The following is a 21,683-nucleotide window of genomic DNA, read 5'->3' as shown; positions in this document are numbered from 1 at the left end:
TCAGTAGATCATGATCGTGACGAGCATCAAAATCATAAAGAATCGACTGACAAACAACTTTCCCCTCGATATGCCGATTCTTAATTCATTGCCGAAGTTTCCGGCTTCTCTGTCCGGAGACAGTAAGAGCGGAATAAGTAGGCTCAGTGTAAATAACGCGCAAAGTGTAAAAAACAGGAAAAAAGTGGTGTACTCATTCAATGCCGTTACCCCTGATTTGCCCCGGCTATAAAAGTATAAAAAGAGAACACTTGAATACACGACAGGCAGCAAGAGACGCATCGTTCGAACAAACGTTCTCTTCGCTTTTAACCAATGCGCCCACATCAATTGAATCATCGTCCATTTCTCCTTTTAGAAAGGGCTGTTTGTATGATAACAATGAGACCGTAAACAATAAGTGAGAGAAGTACCCCTGTTCCAATAGAGCCGGTATTGAGCAAAGGACTGCCGGCAGGTAAAAATGTACCGTTAGGATGGAGCCCCAGCGTTGGCGCCATCATTCTAATGTTGTAGCACCATGCGAAGAGCAGCCAGCTTCCTTCTACCGCGATGAGTGCGGCGGCCGAACTCAGAATGAAGTTGATCAAGATCACGATGATTCGATTCAAAAAGCGATTGAGTACAAAGCTAATACCGACGACAGGCAAACTTCCCAGAAACAGACAAGCAGTAGCTATGACAATTCGGCCAAAGGAAATAGTGTCATTTAACAATAGACCGTTCAAAAGAAGAACGAGCAGGCCGGAAAACGCCAACGTGATCAATAGTTCAAAAATAACGATCATATTCTTAGCCATCCATTGATAGCTGGAATCAATGCCTAAAGAACGGGTGAAAACTTCATTTACGGTTTTTTCTTTTCCCTTGATATTGGTAACGAATAAAGTGAGAATGACCGGCAAAATGATTAACGGATACCAGTTGAACGCCGCGGCAACCAGATAACTCTTGCCTTTTGGCGCTGTTCCCATCAATAGAGTCATTAAAAAGCTGAACATGATAAAAACAAGCGGTGTCATCATCATTAGTTTTCTATTTGCAGAACGTTTCTCTTTTAACCATTCTGCTTTAATTTGACGTATAAGCATCATTTCATCTGCTCCTTTTTACGATATCCATAAACAGTTGTTCTAAGTTTTCTTTCCGTTGATCATTACTGTTCTCGTAACATAAATGACCGTTATAAATAATGCCTACGGTGTCGGCAACCTGCTCTACTTTACTCAAAATGTGACTGGACAAAATGACTGAGATTCCCTGCTCCGGAAAGGAGCGGATCAATTCTCGAAGTTCTTGTATACCGAGCGGATCCAAGCCATTCGTTGGTTCATCCAAAATCAATAATTTAGGTTGATTCAAAAGAGCCATCGCAATGCCTAGTCGCTGTTTCATCCCTAGCGAAAAATGTTTAGCTGTCTTATTTCCGGTATTTTTGAGATCGACAATCCGCAGAACTTCAGCTATTCGCGCTTTATCAATGTCCAGCAGTGTCGCTAATACTCGCAAATTTTCTTGCGCCGTCAGATTCGGATAAATCGCCGGGCCTTCAATCATAGCGCCAGTATGAGCCAAATCCCCATGCTTCCATGGCAAAATCTCGCCGGAATCAGGTCTGAGCACGCCTGTTATTGATTTTAATAAAGTCGATTTGCCCGCTCCGTTGGGACCCAATAGTCCATATACGGAATTTTCTTCTACATGAATAGACACCTTTTCAAGTGCCACTTCCTTTTTAAATTTAGTCAGCTGCTTTGTTTCAATAATAGTTTTCATGATGCAATCCCCTCCATGCTCTAAAGGGTACGAAAAAAAAATAATTAAATGATAATCAAGGTTGCTCAATAGCCGAAATTCTTGTTACGGCCGGCGGCTCTTTTGACCGAACGCGAATAGGGCAATAAAAAAATGAAAAGTGGGAATGATAAATTGAAGATTTTATCCTAAGTAAGTGAACGATTAACCTTAGTGAATGAGGAAGCATGGTTATTTAACATCGCGAACGAAAGCTTTGGTTTGTCAATGGCATTTTTTCTCATTTATTAATGTATAATAAATATGTCGCCTTTTTCCGCTCAGTGCCATGAGCCTGGGGACGAAACATCTTTAAACAGGAGGTTTTTTAATGGAAACTCTTACTCAAAACAAGGTTGTCCACGGTTTTCGCCTGCTTCACAAGGACACGATTCAAGACATTCACTCACAGGCCTATGTATTCGAGCATGAGAAAAGCGGCGCGAAGTTATTGTTTCTGGAAAACGACGATGACAATAAAGTCTTCTCAATCAGTTTTCGCACGCCTCCAGAAAATAACACCGGCGTTTTTCACATTCTTGAGCACTCGGTCCTATGCGGATCGGATAAGTATCCGGTAAAAGAACCGTTCGTTGAGCTGCTCAAAGGTTCGCTCAACACCTTTTTGAACGCGTTTACCTTCAGCGATAAGACAATGTATCCGGTGGCAAGTAAAAATGATAAAGATTTTCAGAATCTAATGGACGTCTATCTCGATGCCGTGTTTCACCCGAACATTTATAAATACAAGGAAATTCTGCAACAGGAAGGCTGGCATTACGAGTTGGAAAACGCCGACGATCCGATCAATTATAAAGGCGTCGTTTACAATGAAATGAAAGGCGCGTTCTCTTCCCCCGAGGGCTTGCTGATGCGCGCGAATCAGAACTCGCTGTTTCCGGACACGAGCTACGGCTATGAATCCGGCGGTGATCCGCTTTATATTCCCGATCTGACCCAAGAGTACTTCCTGCAATGCCATAAAAAATATTACAGCCCGGCCAATAGCTATATCTATCTTTACGGAAATATGGACATTGAAGAAAAGCTTGCCTATCTGGATCAGGCGTATCTTGACAGCTATGATCGCACCGCTGTCGACTCGTCGATCGCCGTGCAGAAGCCGATCGGCAAAATCAATGAAATTATCAAGGAATACCCGGTGCTCCCTGATACGGATTTAAAGGATAAAACCTACCTGAGCATGAATTTCGCCGTCTCGACCTCTACCAACCCGGAAACCTATCTGGCGTTCGATATTCTCGATTATCTGTTGCTCGACAGTCCGGCAGCACCACTTAAGAAAGCGATTCTTGACGCGGGCATTGGCCAAGATGTGTTCGGTTCTTATGACACCAGCATGCTCCAGCCGTTTTTCTCCATTAATGTGAAAAACGCGAATGAGAACCAAAAGGAAGCCTTTAAAAAGGTTGTTTTCGATACACTGCGCACATTTGTCAAAGACGGTTTGGATAAAAAACAGATTGAAGCGGCGATCAACGTCAAAGAATTCCAGCTGCGCGAAGCCGATTACGGATCGATGCCAAAAGGGTTGGTCTACAGCATCATGTCAATGGACAGCTGGCTGTATGACGAAGATCCGTTCATGCATCTGAAATTCGAAGGCACTTTGATAAAAATCAAGCAGGCGCTAACGAGCAATTACTTCGAGGCACTTATTGAAAACTATTTGCTGAACAGCAATCATCAAACCTTTGTGACGATTGCACCGTCAAAAACCATTGCAGAAAAGGAAGCCAAACTCGTTGAAGCGAAGCTGGCGGACGTCAAGAAAAATTTAAGTGTCGAAGGCGTACAGCAGATTATCGACGAAACGCAGAAACTTAAGGCGCGTCAGTCCGGCGCAGACAGTCCCGAAGATCTGCGTAAAATTCCAACACTGTCGATTGCCGACGTAGCGAAAAAGGCTGAGGAACTTCCGCTGAAAGAAGTGACGATTGACGCAGTCAAAACACTCTACCATGATCTGGAAACCAACAAGATTGCCTACGTCAATCTTTATTTTGACGCGTCAGCGGTTCCTGCCGATCAAATTTCCTGTCTCACCCTTTTGCAGGAAGTACTTGGGAAAGTCGATACGGAAAAATACGCCTACTCAGATTTAGTTAGTGAGATCAATATTCACACCGGCGGCATTGATTTTGATAATCAGACTTATGGGGATAAGTCTGATGACGATGCTTATGCGCCGAAATTTTCTGCAAAAACAAAAGTGCTTCAAGATAAATTGCCTCAGGCATTTGCACTCATTCATGAGATCATCTACCACAGCAAGTTTGACAACGCATCACGAATTAGAGAGATTGTCAAAGAAATCAAATCCCGCGTGGAGATGTCCTTTAACCAAAACGGTCAATCGGTTGTCGTCCGCCGGCTCGGCTCCTATTTTTCAGAGGCTGCCGCTTATGGTGAAAAACTGAGAGGGCTGGATTTCTACCGATTCATTTCAGATTTGGATAAAAATTGGGATGATCGTTTTGAAGAATTATCCGCTACTCTATCCACGCTGGCAAAACTGCTGTTTAACAAAAAGTCCCTTGTCGCAAGCATTACCGGTGACGCCGCAATACTGAGTACCGTTGAGACGCAATTCGCTCAGCTGGACTTGCAAACAGATGCCGCCGCAGTACGCGGTTCGGAAAAATTGCCGGAACCGGAAGCGAAAAATGAAGGCTTGATGACTTCGAGCAAGGTTCAATATGCGGCAAAAGGCGCGAACTTTAAGTCACTCGGTTATGATTACACAGGCAAGCTTCAGGTACTGAAAAAAATCCTGTCACTTGATTACTTGTGGAATCAAGTGCGCGTGATGGGTGGCGCATACGGCGCGGGACTCGCGCTCGAATCGGCAGGCAACCTGATCTTTTGGTCGTACCGAGATCCGAATTTGAAGGAAACGCTGTCGATATATGATAACGCAGCAAAATTTGTCGAAGCGTTTGATGCCGATGATTTTGAAATGACAAAATACATCATCGGAACCTTGTCCGATCTTGATACACCGCTGACGCCGCGCGGCAAAGGCAGCATGGCCGACGCCCAGTATTTCAAGCACATCACTCAGGCCGACGTGCAAGGAACTCGCGACGCAGTGCTTGATACCAACCGCACCGACATCAACGATTTCGGGCAGCTGCTGAAAAAAGTTACCGACCAAGGTCTGGTCTGTGTCCTCGGCAATGAAGGGAAAATTCAAGAAAACAAGGAACTGTTTCAATCATGCGTCAACGTATTTGACTGATTGGGATTGGGAAAGAGCTGTGAGCGACTCTGCTCACAGCTCTTTTTTGGCTTCATTCAGTCACCTTACTTCGTCGTTTCATTAATTGATCGGAAATGTTTGATCTTCATATTTTCGAAAACAGCGGTGCCGCCTTCGGAGTATAGGCTGATGCCCTCGTCGTTCAGGCGCGGAAACACTTGATTCGTAAGCACAGTCCTACCGTCGTCGACAAACACTTCGATACTTGTTTTATCCACGAGAATTTTCAGATGTACGCGCTTGGTTCCGGCCGCAAGCGGCGCATGGCTCTCCAAATATTTTTTACTTTTATCCGGCTGGTTTGTGAACGCACGATTGACGTAGAGATACCCTGCGGTTGAAAAAATACCAACGTCAATATGCCGTTCTTTGTCTTCGGATTCACGCAACCTAAACCCGACGTTACCGGCGTCGGTCCATGAAATGTCGGCTTCAAGCTGATACGCAGTTCCACGCGCATCGAGTGTTTTCGTCCCATTGACGCGAATTGTTTTCAGCTGTTGCGTCGATGCGGCAAGCTTATCCAGTTCGGCAGCCGGCTGAGAAGCGAGGCTGTAGCCGTCATCCTGCTTAACGAGATGAATTTTGCGCACGATTGAGTTTACCCCGTTGAATTTATCCCTCTTTAAAGTGGGCGTAATGTTCGGGTAATCCCAATTGTTCATCCAAGCGATCGCATAGCGCGAATCGAGCGACGCCCTCGCGTTTTCGAATGTCACGCCGGCATACCAATCGAATCCATAGTCCAGCCATTGCGGCGCATCGTGATCAGCGGTAAACTTTTCACCATTAAAGTCACCAATCCAATAGGCGTATGTATTCGGCAGTCCCGCTGCTTTTCCGTTCGCGCTTGCGCCGAGTACCCACTTGACGGTTCCGTCGCCTGCGCGTAGTTGAAACAGGTCCGGACATTCAACGATCCCGATATCATGAGTCATGAACCCATTCATATAGCGCCATTCCTTCAAATTTTCAGATTCATAAAAACCGATTTTTGACCCTTCAGCGAGCAGCAGCACCCACTTATTACGCACTCCATCCCAAATCACCTTTGGATCGCGAAAATCCTTTACTCCCGGATTGGGCAGTACCGATTTTTCGTTGTCCTGTTTAAATGTTTTCCCGTCATCGGTACTGTGCCACAGAAATTGTTCCTGATCTCGATGCGCGGGCGGCTGAGTCACAAGTGCAACCAACGCATTTTTACCGAAGCCGGCCGTATTTTCCCTATCGCGCACAACAGATCCGGTCCAGATATCGCCGTTTTTATTCGTATATTTCGGAATCGCAACTCCATGATCCTTCCAGTGTATGAGATCCTTGGAAGTAGCCAGCCGCCACTCTGTTCCATTCCCTTTCGGATAATCACGATTGTACAAATAATAATAATGATATTTACCCTTAAAATAGAGCGGTCGCTGCGGATCATTCATCCATTTTTCCGGTACTGAAAAATGATAGACCGGGCGATAGGAATCCTTCTTCTTAGGAATCACTTGCTTTTCCTTCGAGCGAAATGATTGAGAAAGGACGAGCGTTATAATCACAAGAAGCAGCCCAAGCATTATGAAACTACTCATCGTCCATATTTTTTTGTTCACAAGAAAAACCTCCAGCATGTCACAGCATTCATCGTCGCACATTTTTTACGCAAAAAAAGAAAATGTCGCCTATAATCGACATTATTTTTGTCTTGTGCTTATTATGAACCATTATGTTCATAGGTATGAATGCTCCACTTGCTGTCATGAAAGGAACCGACGGTTTGCCGGACTGTTTAAAAGGTACGAAAATAATCAGATTCGGACATCTACCATCATTTCTTTAATTTTACCGATGGAGAATGGCGCGTATAGATGATTTCAGTGCTTTCAATAATTCTTGCCGGTACGCCGACAGCCCGAGCTATTTCAGGAACATTTGTTAAGACTACGGCATTCGCACCGATAATCGCATGGTCTCCAATTTTAATTTTGCCGACGACTTTAGCACCCGCACCAATATAGACGTCATTGCCGATCACCGGACTGTCGTCCGGATGCGTACGGTGATGAGAATTTTCTCCGATAGTCACTTGCTGAAGGATCGAGACTCGTTCACCAATTACTGCTCGCTCGTGAACAACAACACCGCTGCCGCCATGGGCCAAGTAAAGTCCTGATCCTATTTTACTGCTTGCTGGAATATCTGCTGAACAAAAGCCCTTTGCAATGATCAGGTTCAATACCTTGTAAATCCCCCAGAGCAGTTGACGAATAACAGGTACTCTAAAATCGTAGTATAACCAATTGCCAAAGCGGTATATTGTCACAACAAGCTTACCATTCACACGATCATTGGCCTTCATATCCAGATGCCATTTACTCATTTAACCATCCTAACCTTTTTTAAATTTTCTTACAATCTTTCCATGTTGATCATGAACCACAGTACAAAAAGTTCCCATATCACAGGAAAACGGTGAAAACCAACATGATTCGATGCATACGAAACGAAAAACTGTATCTTACTTCTCAGAGTATCCATAGTCTTCTCGAAAGGAGTTTACCATTTGCCAAGAGTCATTACGATCCGTCTGTATTGGAGTCGTTCACGGGGTAATAAGGAATGAGGATGCACAGCTCCGAATTCCTTATCTGCAGATGTTACCTAATTTCCAGTTTTCATATTCAGTATAGCATACTGCACTTATAAAAAAATGGAGAACCAATTAATTAACTGATTTTTCTGGTTAATGCAATGCTTTTTGAATGCTCGTGCCTATGCACGCAACGCTCTATTAAAGAAAACATGCTTTCTTCAAATCTCCAGCGGTAACCAAAAATCAGTTGCTTTGTGTCCCACTCAATTAAATGTGAAAAAAAGACTTCCGTTAAGAAGCCTCTTTTAATTCTTATATGAACCACTTTTTCCGAATTATTGATCAACAGTGAGTTGGCCTTGATCAAGAATGCTGTCCGGTACAACCGATGACCGCGAACCTTGAAGCTTCACAAGGAAGCTTGGCGCAAAGGTTGAGTGCTGATCGTCAAATGTCCCTCTGTTGGTCATATAGCTTGTGATAACCACTTTGTTTCCACGTTTCTGCGGCACCGCAAAATGGGAATAAGTCCAAGTAATGTCATCAGTATCCAAGCCCATTTGAAGTACAAGGCCACTGCCATTAAGCGGGTGATACATACCGGTCAGCGAGTTGGAAACGTAACCGAGCATGTAAACGTCTTTATCGCCAATGCCGTCGATCGTCATTTTTGCGCCGCGCGAATCGGTGAACAGATACCATTTGCCGTTCATTTTAAATACGTTGGCCCGTTCAATTTCGTCGGTAACTGTGTTCGATGCGATTAAAGGTTTCATAACCTTCTTCAAGGTATAATCATTATTCAGTTCAATGATACCGAGCGCTCCATTGGCAAGTGACGCCAGTTTCTTTTTCGGTCTGTCCAGCAATGCCTTGCGTTCCTTTTGGAAATAACGGAGCCCGCCGCCGTAATATGCACGGTTGTTAAACTGATCTTCGCCTTGATAACCGACCTTCTTGCCGGTGTTCGCTTCAAAAACTAAATATTTGCGTCCCTTATCTTCAACATAGTGGGGATCGCGCAAGGTGTGGTTATCCGAAAAATTCTCGGCTTCAATTCCCTGCTCCACTGTCTGATAATATTTTCCGTCGCCATCAAAAATTGATTTCAAATCTTCGGTACCGTCGATCTTCAATGAATCCGCATCCGGTTGCGAAAGATTGATCTGAGCCGTTGTCAGCGTCTGTCTGCCATAAAGATTTTTATCTGGATTCCATGGATGACGGTTGGTGTAGAACAGGCGTACCTTGCCGTCCTTCGTCAGCGTTGCCGATCCGGACCATTCTTCAGACTGATCCTTCAAAATCGGGTCGTTAGCCTTCAAATGATCATCCGGTTGAAACACGCGACCGGCGTTCTTCCAGCTGTCAATTGATGTGTCGCCTTTCTTTTGATAGAAAAGATAGATAAAGGTGTCGCTGCCAATCTTCGGATCACCGGCAAGTGCGAAGACGATGTTGTATTCTTTATAATCGGCAACTGTTCCGTCCGCATTCTGCAGCGGCCAGCTGTCCCATACATCCAAATCAATTTCTTTTCCGTCCTTGTCTTTACCGACTGCCGAAGGAAGATTTTCAATCGTGGATTCATCGAATTCAGGCACCTGAAAACGTTCATTTTCTTGCTGATCCGGAATCTTACTCATATCGAAGCGTGTAATATGCGAAATGCCATAAGTCTTATTTTCCCCAAAATAATTACTTGGCTTCGCTGACGCCTGTGCGGCGCCGCCGATCATAAAGATTGCGACAAGCAATGCAGCCGCTGTCTGTTTTGCGATTGTGCGAATGTGCATAGTTCCCTCTCCCTGTCCTTTATTTGTTTTGCAGCAACATTTCATGGATCCGAGCACCGTGCCGGTTAACGCACTTTTCTCTTTGCCCAATTTCCATGAAAGAATGATGATTGTCAACCGGACGTCAAAAGAGACCACATCGGTTCTCCACAAGAATACGAGGAAAACAATAATGCCGTCAATTGAGCAAATGAAGGATATAAACGCAAATTTTGCCAAGTCAATTCGTTCAATCATAGGTCTTAAGACACATGCACGATTGCATTAATGACAAACAGTGTCATAATCTCTGATGCAGCAAAATAATTCCTGATTTTGAGCTATTCATGTTCGATTCATGCCTGTTCTGAAATCCCTCATCTTCCGAATAAATAGAAGCGTTTTCTTTTATGCAATCTGTCCATTGCTGTCTTGTCATGAAAAAGTAATAAAAATAGTTCGAATAGAACGCGAGAATAAACTAAAATTGGATAATTTTACTATTATTTTTTGTTCACAAAACTAATTACATTAGCTATACTGCTAATACAATTCGTTCATAAGGAGACATTTCATGCATTGATTAAAATACGATCATTTTTATCAACTGACTTTTTTCCCGATCCTGTTTCCTGTAAATTGCTACCTTGTTGAAGAAGATACGGCGCCTTACTTTAATGGATTGCGGACTTCCATCAAGATTAGCGATAGCTGGCAGAAGAAAAGCCGGGCAAAAAGCGCCTGGTCCTTATTTCCGCAGGATGCGGACGCTTTCGCGTTGCCCCTTAATAAGCGGAGGTTTTACGCTTATTTACATCATGGCGCTTGTTCATAGGTAAGTAAGGGGAATTTTTCCGCTTATCCAAAGAAAAACGCTCCATTTTCACGTTTTTCGATTCGATAAGCGGAATTTCTCCGTCTATTTAAGCAATTTTTCCATCCATTTTCTAATTAAGCGAAATTTTTCCGTCTATTTCTCAGATTTGGCGCTTGCTCGATCTCCCAACCGAATCTTATGCCGTTGATCGTCGTACCAGGAAGACAAAACGATAAACTTTCTTTACTGCAAGAAAAAAGTGTCTGAGACATTCATCGTCCAAATTTAATTAAGCTATTATTTTCATATTGATTTTAATAATATTAAAGTTTATAATTAGTATTATTAAATAAGTTAGAAGGTGGTTTGATGACCGTTGAAGCTGTTCCGGAGTGGATGATCAATCTTGATGATGAGGATATCGTTTTTATCAAAAATTTTTTACTCGCCTCCGGTTCATTAAAAGAAATAGCGAAGCTGTATGGCGTCACCTATCCGACGGTGCGTTTGCGCCTTGATCGGCTGATTCAGAAAATCACCATTAACGAAAGTACCACAACCGACCCTTATATCGCCTTAATCAAACGACTGACCATCAATGAAAAGATTGATTTTGATACCGCGAAATTACTGATTTCTCATTACAAAAAAACAAGAAAGAAGGCTGAACCATGAGTGTGATTGCTTTTTTACCCGCTATTATAATGTTGATCTCCCTCAGCATTATCGCCGCACTGATTGTCACAATCGTATATTTGATACGTCATAGCTTAAGAAAGCGCAACAGCAAAAGTGAACGTCAAGCTGAACTGGAGCAAATGAAAATCGATGATTTAGAATAAAAACAAGGGGCACAGATGTCGCCTGTACCCCTTGTTTTTATAGATGAACCTGAGTCTTTTATTTTTATCTTTACTGAACGCTCCAGCCCTCGGCCTCCTGCTGCAATTGCCAAAGGCGCGCATAGACACCATCCTTTTCAACGAGCTGATCATGACTGCCTTGTTGCACGAGTTGTCCTTGATCAAGAACAATAATTTGATCTGCTTCTTTAATGGTTTTCAATCGATGTGCGATGATGACAACAGTCTTATTAACGACCAGCGCATTGATTGCTGCCTGAACCGCCTGCTCGTTCTCGGGATCAAGTGAGGCCGTTGCTTCATCAAGCAAAATAATATCGGCATCCTTGAGCAGCGCTCGCGCAATTGAAATACGCTGTTTTTCGCCGCCCGACAATGTTGACCCGCCTTCGCCGACCATTGTGTCATACCCCTGAGGAAGAGACATAATGAAATCATGGCATTGTGCTTTTCTCGCTGCTTCTTCGATTTCTTCACGTGTGGCGTTTTGTTTTCCGACACAAATATTATTCAAAATCGTATCCTTGAACAGATATACATCTTGAAAGACCATGGATATATGACGAAGTAATTTTTCAGGATCTGCTTTGGACAGCACTTCCTCTCCAATCCGGATCTCGCCGGATTGAATATCCCAGAATCGAGCAATAAGTTTGGTAATCGTACTTTTTCCACTTCCCGACGGTCCAACAAGCGCCGTAATTTTATTTGCCGGGATCGTAAAGCTGATGTTCCTGAGCACCTGCTCATCATCTTGATAGCTGAAAGTGACCTGATCAAAGATAATGTCTTTATGAGCCGGTACCTCCCGATCACCGGAAAGCGGTTTTTCTTTCATGATTGCCATCACACGCTTGGCGCTGAAAGCACCGTAACGAAGTTCACCATAGCTGGTTAACAGAACGGTCATTGGTTCGAACACACGTACTCCGACAAGCAGAAACATGAGAAAAACAGGTAACGTTAATTGCCCGTCAATCACAAGATAGGTTCCGAAAAAAATCATGATCGGCAGACCTGAACGAATAAGTACGATTGCCGCCATCAAAATCGGGCCCATTAAGCCTTCAATGCGAATGGAGTGCCGCATTAATTCTTCAAATGATCGGCGCAACCGCTCAAAACGTTCGCCGCCCATATTATGCGCCTTAATTTCTCGGATACCACGCAGATATTCCTGAAGCCGACTGGCCGCCACATTTTTCGCTTCAATATGATTCTTGCTCAGTTTTTCCTGAAAACGATCCGTCGCCCATACAATAAGAACGGCTAACGGCAATGCAAGAAACATTGCCACAGCCATCTGCCAGTTTACAAACAGCAGACCCGCAAAAGCTAAAACCGGAAAGACAATCGAGCTGACCATCTGCGGCACATGATGCGATACGCCCTGCTCAACAAGTGCGTAATCACTGAGCATCATATTGGTCAGCTCAGCCGGATCCCTTGACCCTAGAAATCCGAGTGAGAGCTTGCGGATATGCTCGGCCAACTTGATCCGTCCATCGGCGGATACCTGATAAGCAGCAAGAAAACTTCGATTATAGGCCACCACCGAACTGATAAATTGCGGCAGCAGCCAGATGATCAGGATAAGACTTGAAATCCATAAGCGCGTTATGTTGAGTGGTGTTGCCGGATCGGCAAAAGAGACGTAAATGGTATTAAATACATCAATAATCAGGATTGCCGGTATAAGCCGAATCATTCCCTCAACAAGTGAGGACCAGGCGGAAGGCCAAAGTGATCTTGGATTTCCGGAACTGATATTATATAGGTAGTTGTTCATTGTGCATTCACCTCACCCGATTGCTTGCTTCCGCCCAGTCGCCATTGTGCCGTCGAAAGATGGGCGCGCCACATATGCTCATAGAGACCGCCGATTTTTAATAATTCGTCATGGGTACCGCGTTCGGCAATAGAGCCTTTTTTGATCACCAGTATTTGATCTGCCAAACGAATCGTCGATAGCCGATGGGCAATCATAATAACGGTTTTATTCTTGATTAATGCATTGATTGCCTTTTGAATATGTGCCTCATTTTCAGCATCAGCATACGCGGTGGCTTCATCTAATACAAGAATTGGCGCGTTTTTCAGCAATGCGCGGGCAATCGCCACTCTCTGCTCCTCGCCTCCCGACAGATAGACCCCTGCCTCGCCGATTTTTGTTTGATAGCCATCAGGCAGCTGCATAATAAACTCATGACAGCATGCCGCTTTCGCCGCTTGGACAACCTCGTCAAAAGTCGCCGTCTTATTCCCCATACGAATGTTCTCTTCAATGGTATCGAAAAAAAGATGAACATCTTGAAAAACAAAAGAGACAAGATCCATCAAGGCTTCCGTCCCAAGATCACGGATATCCGTACCGCCAATCGTTATCTTGCCTTGATGAACATCCCAGAAGCGTGGAATCAGGCTGGCGATTGTCGACTTTCCTCCACCGGATGGGCCGACGAGCGCCGTCAGCGTCCCTTCTTCTGCTGTGAACGTGACCTCATTCAGTATGGGTTTGTAATCCGCATCTTCCTTTTTTGCATAGGCAAACGCAACCTGATGAAATCCGATATCAAACGAATGCGCTTGTTTCGGATGCTTGGGCTCCTCAATTGGTTTTTGCTGAAAAATTTTATCAATACGGCTCACGCCTTCAGAAATGATTCTCAGGTTGCCGCCCAGATAGAGAAGACGCATCATCGGGGCAGCCAGGCTTGGTGCGATACTGAGGAATAACAGAAGCGTTAAAGCAAACGCTTGATTGTTCGGCTGCCCGCTGATTAGAAAAATACCGACCGGCAGAATAAAGGTCAGAATTGATGACAACATCACTAAATAAATCATGTATGGGGTACGACAAAATTTTGTATAGGTGACCGCCCAGTCACGAAAATCGGTGATCGTCTTTTTAAATTGCAGAAAAGTATTGACCGTCATGCCAAATACTTTAACCGCAGGCATGCCGCGAATGTACTCGACACCAGCGGCATTCATGTTTTCAAGTGCGTCTTGGTACTGCACCATCGCATCCTTTCCAGTTTTGCTGCTGTACAAAACAACTTGAATCATAAAACCTGCAATGACCGGAATGAGCGCCGCAAGCGCCATCCGCCAATCAAGGACGAACATGACAGCGATCATGATTAGCGGCATGCAGATCGCGCTGACCAGATCAGGTAATTGATGAGCGACAAAATTTTCAATTTTTTCTACACTGACCTCGAGTGTTTTCTTAATTGCCCCGGTTGTATTACGGGTATGGTAACCCATCGGAAGTTTGGCAAGATGCTCGGCCAGGGCGATCCTTAGCTGATACAGAATTCGGAAAGCCGATATATGCGAGCACATGGTACTGACATAAAGCATGGCGATTCCGGCAAACAGCGAGATCAGCGCAATCCATCCCCACAAGATCATCCAGCCTGCATCGACAGCGCTGATATCTCGCGCGTGATTAATAATCTCTCGAACAACAAAATAAACCGATACGAACGGAACAGCCATCATGAACGTCGCTAATACAGAAAGAATACCGGCAACAACAAGCAGACCTTTCTTTTCATGGGTCAGCTCAAACAAACGGGCAATTCCTGATTTTCCATTCATTTCTGTCACCTCCGCAATTTTTTAATAATTTGTCATTTCATGAACGAGTGTTGCCAACTTCAAATCACTCGTCTTTTTATTAAGGATGATTTGACCATCCCTTAATTTCACAACACGGTCACAAGCTCCTGCAACCAATTCATGATCGTGCGTGATGATTAAAATACCGCATCCTCTTGCACGAAGATCTTTTATTTGATCAATGACTCTGCACAGATTCTTCCCGTCAAGTCCGGATGTCGGTTCATCAAGAATCATCAGATCGGTTTGCTGCATTAAACCGACACCAAGAACAAGGCGCTGCTTTTGACCACCGGACAATGAAGCAGGGTGTCTGTCCTTAATCGCCCACAAGTGCAGTTGTTTCAAGAGCAGTTCTGCCCGGGCTGTTGTTTCGGCAGTAACCGGATGATTGAGCATAATTTCATTCCAGACACTGTCTGTGAATAACTGATACACCGTATCCTGCATCACAAACCAGCACTGCTGTCTCCGCCGCTTTCTAGGAACCGATTGTGCATTAAATGCGATCGTACCGCACTTTTCGCCGATTAATCCGCAAATTGTACGAGCCAGAGTAGTTTTCCCCGCGCCGTTTTTGCCAATTAACGCGACGACTTCTCCCTTGGCAACATTTAGATTCACATCGCGAAGCGCCGGTTGTTTCGCTCGACGATACTGTACGGACAAATTGCGTATATTCAAGCGTTGTTCAGATTCCTTGCAGATACCCGCGCGCCCGCTCCGTCCATGGGTCAATACCGGCCCGCGAAGCCCCAATTCCGCAAGCTTCTCGTCGGAGAATGCGATTAATTGTTCAGGAGTAAAAAGATCAATAATTCGTCCATCCTCCATATAAACGATCCGGTCGGCAACATCCGTCAAATAATAGAGACGATGCTCGGCGATGACAATCGTTTTCCCCTGTTCTTTTAACTGAAGCAGCATCCGGCGCATCTGCTCGGTCGCCTTCATATCCAGATTTGCGGAAGGCTCATCCATAATATAAATGTCAGGCTGAACCATTTCAGCTGCAGCTACCGCTACCGATTGCTTCTGACCACTCGACAACTGCATAAGCGAACGATATTCCAAATCGCGGAGCGACCTATTTTCTAAAACACCGGACAAACGCCGACTCATTTCATTAAGGCTTGCTCCATAATTGCCCATGCCAAATGCCAGTTCATCTCTTACAATTGACGTGAAAAATTGGCTTTTCGGATCTTGGAACACACTGCCGACGGTTTGTCCTATTTTCCATAACGGCCATTGCCGCGTATCCTGATCTTTGATCGCGACATTCCCTGTCAGTTCACCTTCATAGAAGTGGGGAATCAGTCCGTTCATGACACGTGTGAGCGTCGTTTTTCCACATCCCGAAGACCCGGTAATAACGACACACTCGCCCTCTTTAATTTTCAAATTAATCTCTTTGAGCTGCTTCGACTGTCCCTGATAGCCAAAAGATACATGATTTAGCGTAATCACCGGATTCATCCTCTACTTTCTTATAAAAAGAGACTTGCGCCAATGAGTCCGATCAGGATCACATTGACGACATCAAACTGCCTGAATTTAATTTGATACAGACTTGTTTTCTCCCCTGGAGCATCAATACCGCGCGTTGATGCCGATGCTGAGAGATCGTCCACGAGCTTGAGCGTCCGCATGAGCAGCGGAACAATCATATGTTCAAATAAAATCAGCGGATGCTTCCAGTTGCGCCAATCGCGGACCGACAACCCGCGCAAGTACGCACTATCGTTAATCATTTTGATTTCATCCATTAAAATCGGGAAAAAACGAAGCGCAACGGTTAATGTCAGCAAAATGCTCTCAGGAATTTTGAGTTTCTTCAATCCTGCAACGAGTTCTCCCGTCGGCAAAACGCCGAGTGAGGCGGCAACCATAAGCAGCGGGATAAATCGCAAAATAATCAGCAGGATAAAATTTAAATAGTTCAACACCGACCATGGTGCGTGAAATAAGCCAACAGAGCAGACAAGCAGTCCGAAAAAGATGATGATCCACTTGAACGCTTGTTTTATTAGCCCCTGCGACAGCAGGAAAAGAAACGCAATGACCGCCACCGCCGACAAACCGGTCGTACCGACAATAAATACCAGGATACTGCATAAGATAAGCATGGCAAACTGTAATCGTACATCAAAATTCATTCGTTCACCCACCGCCTATTAATAGTTTGCGAGATAGCCCGCTTTGACAAAATGCTTTTTCAACATGCGACTGGAGATGTAGCAACCGAGCAGCGTCACGACAAACGAAAAAAGAAGGCCGGCAGCCATCCAGAGCGGCGAATAAGCAAAATAAATCATTCGTTTAATTAATTCAGACGAATAGTTGAACTTCTCAAACAAACCTGTTCCCATGACATAGATCGCCATAAAATTGCCCACACCAAATAGAGAACCATAAGCGGCATAGGCAAAAGATTGCCGTTTTATTTTACGATACTGACTGCCGTCACCCTTCCACAGAACAAGTTCACCCACGATGCCGGCCAATATAAAATACGGAAGCATCAGCACAATACCCATTAACGTATAGATAAGTCCCGTAACCGCAGCCATGAGCAGCATGGCTCCTTTTTTGCCGACTTTTACCGCCATCAGCAAATAAACAATGGATGAGAAAAACAAACAAACGCCCGAAAGAAATGGCATGGCGACAAACATCGCCGGACTCAGCGCCATACCAACAATGGCATTCACAAGGTAAATTAACAGAGTGTACAAGCCAATCGTGATGTAGTCACGCGCTTTTAACTTTTGACTTTGAATCATATCGGTCGCTCCCGTCTAAATGATAATCGTAATCATTACTATTTAAAGGTGCGGTATATATAACAATGAACCTAACTTCGTTCATTGATCTAGATTTGCTTCTTTAAACGATAATGATTTTCATTATTAATTAAAAAGTGATTTTTAATTTTTGTCAATATCTTTTTTAAAAACTCAGTGAAGTACATTTTCTCAAGCGAAAGAATACTTTATCTGCTATAAAAATAGAAGATTCCATTTGATGACAACGCTAACAGTAGCAAAAATGTGACAAATATCATACATTTTTTGCTTTTTGGATTTTCATTGAATCATATATGCTACTATAATGATGTTTCTAATTTTGTCTATTTTGTAACAGATTCATGTCGAAAAGAGGAATTTACCATGGCTTCATCACAAAATAAAGAATCAACTCGTCTGTCGGTACGTAATTACGCAACAATCGGTATTTTCAGCGTCTTAATGATTATTTTAGCAATCGCGGTGGCCATTCCAGCGATGTCCGTACTCTATTTCTCACTGTTCATCAGCAGCCCGCTGATTGCCTTTCTCTCAGCCCCCCTGTTTACCTTTATGGTGCTGAAGGTACATAAGCGCGGAACCGTCCTAATCTATTGCCTGATCATGGCCATTCTCTATTTAATCAGCGGCACGCCTTATCTCGCCGCATGGTTTCTGCTTTCTGCTCTTCTTGGCGAACTTGCAATGACCGGACGCGATGCTTATAAAAAATTTGCCCGAATCACCATCAGCTGGATCATTTGCTCACTGTTCCGCGCGACAAACGGTATGATCGATATCTGGTTTTTCTCCAAACAATACCTTGCATCCGGTGTCAGCAAAGCGCACTTCAATCAAGTTGTTCATTTCTACTATTCAGCGCCTTGGATACTGCTTATTCTCTTGCTGACTGCCATTGGTGCCTCGCTCGGCGGCCTTGTTTCGACAAAACTGATGAAGAAACATTTTGTTAAAAGTGAGTTGCTCCGATGAGACGACCCGCTGTTCATGTGGATTTCCGCGCTAAGTTGGCCGTCTTCGCGCTGATGTTCGTGCTCTCCGCTCTGCTCATACATGATGTTTCGGTTTGTCTCGCCATGCTTTTCATGACGCTTTATCTTTGCGCGCAGTCCTTTTACCGAGCGGGTATTGTTTATTTTCTGACCGGATGCACCATCGCCTTTCTACGCAGTTTACCGGGGGTCGAGGGAATCACGATCCTTCTTCCCGACGTTCTGCTTTTCGCAATCCTGCGTATTACACTTGTTATAATGGCGGCCTACGCCATGATGCGTATGCCACCGGGCGAGATCACCGCGGCGTTTATGAAAATGCGGCTGCCCTCCGCTCTCGCATTACCGATTACATTCATGCTCCGATTCGCGCCGACCGTCCGTGGTGAATTTCGCACTGTTTTTGCTGCGCTCCGTATGCGTGGTCTGTTGTCCATGACTCATCCGTTGCGAACATTCGAATACACACTCATCCCGGTGATTACACGAAGCACAGTCCTTTCGGATAATCTGGCCGCTTCCGCTGAATTGCGCGGCATCTCCAATCCAGGGATTCACAGTTCGCTACGCTTGATTCGTTTTCAAAAGATTGATAGTCTTCTGCTTCTCTTAGCATTCGGTTTTTCAGCTATTTGTCTCTATATTGACAGGTGGGTGATGACTTGATCGAACTGAAACAGGTTTCTTTTTCCTATGATGGAAGTGCGTTCCCGGTGGTTCATGATCTGAATCTTACTGTGCAGAAAGGAGAACTTGTTGTCATTACCGGGAAGAGCGGCTGCGGCAAAACAACCGTTACGCGTATCATTAATGGTTTGGCAACACATTTCTATAGGGGTGCGCTTGATGGTCAGATTGTGATCGACGGCCAGAATCAACACGATATTCCCTTTTGGAAAATCGGCAAACGGATCGGAGCAGTACTTCAAGATCCCAGCAGTCAATTCTTTGCGGATCAAGCCATTGATGAGATTGCCTTTGGCTGTGAGAATTATGGGATGGAACGTCATGAAATGCAGCGGCGTATTTCTCGTGCCGCTGAAAAAACTGGAAGCACCGCGCTGCTTGATCAACGGCTTTACGATCTTTCAAGCGGTCAGCAGCAACGACTAGCAATCGCCAGCATCTATGCGATCAGCCCGGATATTTATGTGTTCGACGAACCATCTGCAAACCTTGATTCAGAGGCTGTTGAGCGGTTGCGCCTATTGCTTGGCGCCCTAAAAAAAGAAGGTAAAACTGTGCTTATTTCCGAACATCGCCTGTTCTATCTGGCCGAGGTTGCCGATCGAATTGTGTGTATGAAAAATGGTGTATTCACGAAGACCTTTTCCTCAGCAGAGTTGTCCCGCCTGAATACTGATGATTTACGCTGGTTCGGTTTGCGCTGCGCCGCCCTACCCGTTCTGAACACACGCGCGCAGTGTACGCACAAGGAAGAAGCAATGGTGATCGAACATCTGTCCTTTGCCTACAAAAAAACGCCGGTCATTCATGACTTCAGCATGCAAATCGGCAGAGGCGAAGTGGTCGCTTTGACCGGTCCGAATGGTGCTGGCAAAACAAGCTTGGCAAGGATTCTGAGCGGCCTGATTACGGAAAAATCAGGCCGGATTCTCGTAGAGCATCATTCAGCCAGCCGCAGACTGCGAAGAAAACTCGTTTTTTTTGTTATGCAGCATGCCGACAGTCAGCTGTTCGCCGAAAGCGCACTTGAAGAAATACGTCTCAGCGCTCAGGCTCCTGAACAGGCAGAAACCCTGTTGGAATCGTACGGGCTGTCTCCTTTCAAAGACGCGCACCCATCCACATTGTCCGGCGGTCAAAAACAACGCCTGCTCCTTGCCGCCGCCGAGAGTATGAAACCCTCAATCTTGATTCTCGACGAGCCGACCAGTGGACTTGACGGTGAAAACATGCGTCTGCTTGCGGCAAGGATGCGTGAATTTGCTGCTCGTGGAAAAACGGTGCTTGTGATTACACATGATCAAGAATTCATTGCGCTGGCATGCTCAAGACTCATTCGATTAGAGCACGGCCGGAAGATTTTTGATAAACAAATTATGTGATAAAAATGAATTTAGTGTACGTCCGGCAATACAGACACCTTCGCTCATCACGCGTACGTCCTCATCCGTAGCCGCCGTGACGGTGACTTTTTCTTCGCCGGATGCTTGGGTTTCCTCAACTTCGAGCCAAGTTGTTAGACGCTCATGTTGGCGAATGCTACACTAGTCATGAAACAGAAAGGAGCGATCATTCATTATGAAAATCGGTTTTATCGGCAGCGGCAATATTGGCCGAACCGTTGCTTCTTGTTTTCTCCGTGCCGGCCATTCCGTTGTGATGTCCAATTCTCGGGGACCGGAAACACTGACCGATTTGGTCAGAAAGCTTGGTTCCAAAGCAACAGCCGCAACTGCGGAACAAGCAGCGCTCGCTGATGATCTGATTGTTGTAACGGTACCGCTGTACGCATTGCCTGAATTATCCACCTCCGGCACAAAGGACAAAGTAATCATTGACACGATGAATTATTATCCACTTCGGGACGGACATATCGCGTCCCTTGATAACGGAACGACAACAACAAGTGAATTGACTGCAGCACATTTTCCTAATGCTCACGTGGTCAAAGCATTCAACTCAATTATTGCCTCAGAAATTGAAACAACCGCCAAGCCGAAGAATGACCCGAAACGACGGGCACTCCCGATTGCCGGTGACAGCGCGAAGGCAAAAGAAACAGTCACTGATTTAATTGAAGCGATCGGCTTCGATGTTTATGACGCTGGTGATCTGCACGAAGGTTTTCGTTTTCAAAATGGCACTCCTGCTTACTGCGCCCGGGCAGATCGCAGTACACTTGTTGATCTCCTGCAGCAAGTGTGATCTCTATATACAATTGACCTATATTACTAAACTAAGGTGACATAGCGATCATTCACTCGTTATGCCACCTTTTAACACACCATTTTGAGACTTGACTATGCACCTCAAGAACTTTCATGCATTGAACGAGGATTCCCGGGTGTTGGGGCACAGATCTTTATTCATCGACCAGACACAGTCGCGTTTGTTTTTTCCACCCAAATCAATTACTGCTTGGCTGTATGCACACAAAAACCCCTCGTTACATTT

The 21,683-nt window shown here is 44.9% G+C and carries 18 protein-coding genes and 1 pseudogene; 8 read left to right on the top strand and 11 right to left on the bottom strand.

The window, feature by feature from the left end; translation table 11 throughout:
- From NIE88_RS14960 to NIE88_RS14950, 3 genes are read right to left on the bottom strand one after another with little or no spacing between them, the layout of a single operon-like run.
- Entirely contained in the window at positions 1 to 339 is a 339-nt protein-coding gene (locus NIE88_RS14960; RefSeq protein WP_253063307.1) for an ABC-2 family transporter permease, read from the bottom strand.
- Positions 336 to 1,094, bottom strand: coding sequence for a lantibiotic immunity ABC transporter MutE/EpiE family permease subunit (locus tag NIE88_RS14955; RefSeq protein WP_253063305.1), 759 nt, complete (start codon positions 1,092 to 1,094; stop codon positions 336 to 338). The genes NIE88_RS14960 and NIE88_RS14955 overlap by 4 nt, the downstream gene beginning before the upstream one ends.
- Position 1,095: 1 nt before the next feature.
- Positions 1,096 to 1,779, bottom strand: coding sequence for a lantibiotic protection ABC transporter ATP-binding protein (locus tag NIE88_RS14950; protein WP_253063423.1), 684 nt, complete (start codon positions 1,777 to 1,779; stop codon positions 1,096 to 1,098).
- A 346-nt stretch (positions 1,780 to 2,125) separates the two neighbouring features.
- Between NIE88_RS14950 and NIE88_RS14945 the strand changes: the two genes are divergently transcribed.
- A complete protein-coding gene (locus NIE88_RS14945) occupies positions 2,126 to 5,056 on the top strand; it encodes an insulinase family protein (protein WP_253063303.1) in 2,931 nt (976 codons plus the stop codon).
- A gap of 65 nt (positions 5,057 to 5,121) precedes the next feature.
- Here NIE88_RS14945 and levB read toward each other — a convergent pair whose 3' ends face one another.
- From levB to sacB, 3 genes are all read right to left on the bottom strand, one after another.
- The gene (levB, locus tag NIE88_RS14940; RefSeq protein ID WP_373689445.1) at positions 5,122 to 6,696 is read right to left on the bottom strand and encodes a 2,6-beta-fructan 6-levanbiohydrolase; all 1,575 of its coding nucleotides are present in this window, start codon (positions 6,694 to 6,696) and stop codon (positions 5,122 to 5,124) included.
- Between the two features lie 197 nt (positions 6,697 to 6,893).
- The gene (locus tag NIE88_RS14935) at positions 6,894 to 7,445 is read right to left on the bottom strand and encodes a serine O-acetyltransferase (protein ID WP_253063301.1); all 552 of its coding nucleotides are present in this window, start codon (positions 7,443 to 7,445) and stop codon (positions 6,894 to 6,896) included.
- Positions 7,446 to 7,993: 548 nt separating this feature from the next.
- A complete protein-coding gene (sacB, locus tag NIE88_RS14930) occupies positions 7,994 to 9,454 on the bottom strand; it encodes a levansucrase (RefSeq protein WP_253063419.1) in 1,461 nt (486 codons plus the stop codon).
- A 586-nt stretch (positions 9,455 to 10,040) separates the two neighbouring features.
- On the opposite strand from sacB, the pseudogene NIE88_RS14925 reads away from it, so the two are divergent.
- The 3 genes and pseudogenes from NIE88_RS14925 to NIE88_RS14915 all read left to right on the top strand — a co-directional run.
- Positions 10,041 to 10,128: pseudogene (locus tag NIE88_RS14925) on the top strand (MBL fold metallo-hydrolase); the annotation flags it as partial.
- 491 nt (positions 10,129 to 10,619) lie between these two features.
- Positions 10,620 to 10,925 carry a DUF2089 family protein gene (locus NIE88_RS14920; protein WP_253063300.1) on the top strand — a complete coding sequence of 102 codons (306 nt, stop codon included), beginning with the start codon at positions 10,620 to 10,622 and terminating at the stop codon, positions 10,923 to 10,925.
- Entirely contained in the window at positions 10,922 to 11,092 is a 171-nt protein-coding gene (locus NIE88_RS14915) for a hypothetical protein (protein WP_253063299.1), read from the top strand. The genes NIE88_RS14920 and NIE88_RS14915 overlap by 4 nt, the downstream gene beginning before the upstream one ends.
- Before the next feature lie 70 nt (positions 11,093 to 11,162).
- Here NIE88_RS14915 and NIE88_RS14910 read toward each other — a convergent pair whose 3' ends face one another.
- From NIE88_RS14910 to NIE88_RS14890, 5 genes are read right to left on the bottom strand one after another with little or no spacing between them, the layout of a single operon-like run.
- A complete protein-coding gene (locus NIE88_RS14910) occupies positions 11,163 to 12,902 on the bottom strand; it encodes an ABC transporter ATP-binding protein (protein WP_253063298.1) in 1,740 nt (579 codons plus the stop codon).
- Positions 12,899 to 14,719, bottom strand: a complete 1,821-nt coding sequence (locus tag NIE88_RS14905; RefSeq protein ID WP_253063297.1) for an ABC transporter ATP-binding protein — start codon at positions 14,717 to 14,719, stop codon at positions 12,899 to 12,901. Before NIE88_RS14905 ends, NIE88_RS14910 begins: the two co-directional genes overlap by 4 nt.
- Before the next feature lie 21 nt (positions 14,720 to 14,740).
- Positions 14,741 to 16,210, bottom strand: coding sequence for an ABC transporter ATP-binding protein (locus NIE88_RS14900; RefSeq protein ID WP_253063296.1), 1,470 nt, complete (start codon positions 16,208 to 16,210; stop codon positions 14,741 to 14,743).
- A gap of 20 nt (positions 16,211 to 16,230) precedes the next feature.
- On the bottom strand, positions 16,231 to 16,899 hold the full coding sequence (locus tag NIE88_RS14895; RefSeq protein ID WP_253063295.1) for an energy-coupling factor transporter transmembrane component T family protein: 669 nt from the start codon (positions 16,897 to 16,899) through the stop codon (positions 16,231 to 16,233).
- A gap of 18 nt (positions 16,900 to 16,917) precedes the next feature.
- Positions 16,918 to 17,526 (bottom strand): MptD family putative ECF transporter S component, encoded by a 609-nt coding sequence (locus NIE88_RS14890; RefSeq protein WP_253063294.1) that lies wholly within the window; start codon positions 17,524 to 17,526, stop codon positions 16,918 to 16,920.
- A gap of 387 nt (positions 17,527 to 17,913) precedes the next feature.
- On the opposite strand from NIE88_RS14890, the gene NIE88_RS14885 reads away from it, so the two are divergent.
- From NIE88_RS14885 to NIE88_RS14870, 4 genes are all read left to right on the top strand, one after another.
- The gene (locus NIE88_RS14885; RefSeq protein WP_253063293.1) at positions 17,914 to 18,522 is read left to right on the top strand and encodes an MptD family putative ECF transporter S component; all 609 of its coding nucleotides are present in this window, start codon (positions 17,914 to 17,916) and stop codon (positions 18,520 to 18,522) included.
- Positions 18,519 to 19,208: an energy-coupling factor transporter transmembrane component T gene (locus NIE88_RS14880; RefSeq protein ID WP_253063292.1), complete on the top strand. Its 690-nt coding sequence runs from the start codon at positions 18,519 to 18,521 to the stop codon at positions 19,206 to 19,208. Before NIE88_RS14885 ends, NIE88_RS14880 begins: the two co-directional genes overlap by 4 nt.
- Positions 19,205 to 20,611 (top strand): ABC transporter ATP-binding protein, encoded by a 1,407-nt coding sequence (locus NIE88_RS14875; RefSeq protein WP_253063290.1) that lies wholly within the window; start codon positions 19,205 to 19,207, stop codon positions 20,609 to 20,611. Before NIE88_RS14880 ends, NIE88_RS14875 begins: the two co-directional genes overlap by 4 nt.
- A gap of 196 nt (positions 20,612 to 20,807) precedes the next feature.
- Positions 20,808 to 21,434 carry an NADPH-dependent F420 reductase gene (locus tag NIE88_RS14870; protein ID WP_253063289.1) on the top strand — a complete coding sequence of 209 codons (627 nt, stop codon included), beginning with the start codon at positions 20,808 to 20,810 and terminating at the stop codon, positions 21,432 to 21,434.
- The last annotated feature ends 249 nt before the right edge of the window (positions 21,435 to 21,683 follow it).

Origin of the sequence: Sporolactobacillus shoreicorticis (assembly GCF_024125445.1) — a bacterium.
GTDB lineage: Bacteria > Bacillota > Bacilli > Bacillales > Sporolactobacillaceae > Sporolactobacillus > Sporolactobacillus shoreicorticis.
The sequence above is the reverse complement of the archived record's forward strand: the minus strand, read 5'-3'. Positions and strand labels throughout refer to the sequence as shown.

Coding starts and splice junctions, on each gene's coding strand:
- NIE88_RS14920 (WP_253063300.1), top strand. CDS start 10,620: ATGACCGTTGAAGCTGTTCCGGAGTGGATGATCAATCTTGATGATGAG.
- NIE88_RS14870 (WP_253063289.1), top strand. CDS start 20,808: ATGAAAATCGGTTTTATCGGCAGCGGCAATATTGGCCGAACCGTTGCT.
- sacB (WP_253063419.1), bottom strand. CDS start 9,454: ATGCACATTCGCACAATCGCAAAACAGACAGCGGCTGCATTGCTTGTC.
- NIE88_RS14895 (WP_253063295.1), bottom strand. CDS start 16,899: ATGAATTTTGATGTACGATTACAGTTTGCCATGCTTATCTTATGCAGT.
- NIE88_RS14945 (WP_253063303.1), top strand. CDS start 2,126: ATGGAAACTCTTACTCAAAACAAGGTTGTCCACGGTTTTCGCCTGCTT.
- NIE88_RS14880 (WP_253063292.1), top strand. CDS start 18,519: ATGAGACGACCCGCTGTTCATGTGGATTTCCGCGCTAAGTTGGCCGTC.
- NIE88_RS14885 (WP_253063293.1), top strand. CDS start 17,914: ATGGCTTCATCACAAAATAAAGAATCAACTCGTCTGTCGGTACGTAAT.
- NIE88_RS14960 (WP_253063307.1), bottom strand. CDS start 339: ATGATTCAATTGATGTGGGCGCATTGGTTAAAAGCGAAGAGAACGTTT.
- NIE88_RS14910 (WP_253063298.1), bottom strand. CDS start 12,902: ATGAACAACTACCTATATAATATCAGTTCCGGAAATCCAAGATCACTT.
- levB (WP_373689445.1), bottom strand. CDS start 6,696: ATGCTGGAGGTTTTTCTTGTGAACAAAAAAATATGGACGATGAGTAGT.
- NIE88_RS14915 (WP_253063299.1), top strand. CDS start 10,922: ATGAGTGTGATTGCTTTTTTACCCGCTATTATAATGTTGATCTCCCTC.
- NIE88_RS14955 (WP_253063305.1), bottom strand. CDS start 1,094: ATGATGCTTATACGTCAAATTAAAGCAGAATGGTTAAAAGAGAAACGT.
- NIE88_RS14935 (WP_253063301.1), bottom strand. CDS start 7,445: ATGAGTAAATGGCATCTGGATATGAAGGCCAATGATCGTGTGAATGGT.
- NIE88_RS14890 (WP_253063294.1), bottom strand. CDS start 17,526: ATGATTCAAAGTCAAAAGTTAAAAGCGCGTGACTACATCACGATTGGC.
- NIE88_RS14905 (WP_253063297.1), bottom strand. CDS start 14,719: ATGAATGGAAAATCAGGAATTGCCCGTTTGTTTGAGCTGACCCATGAA.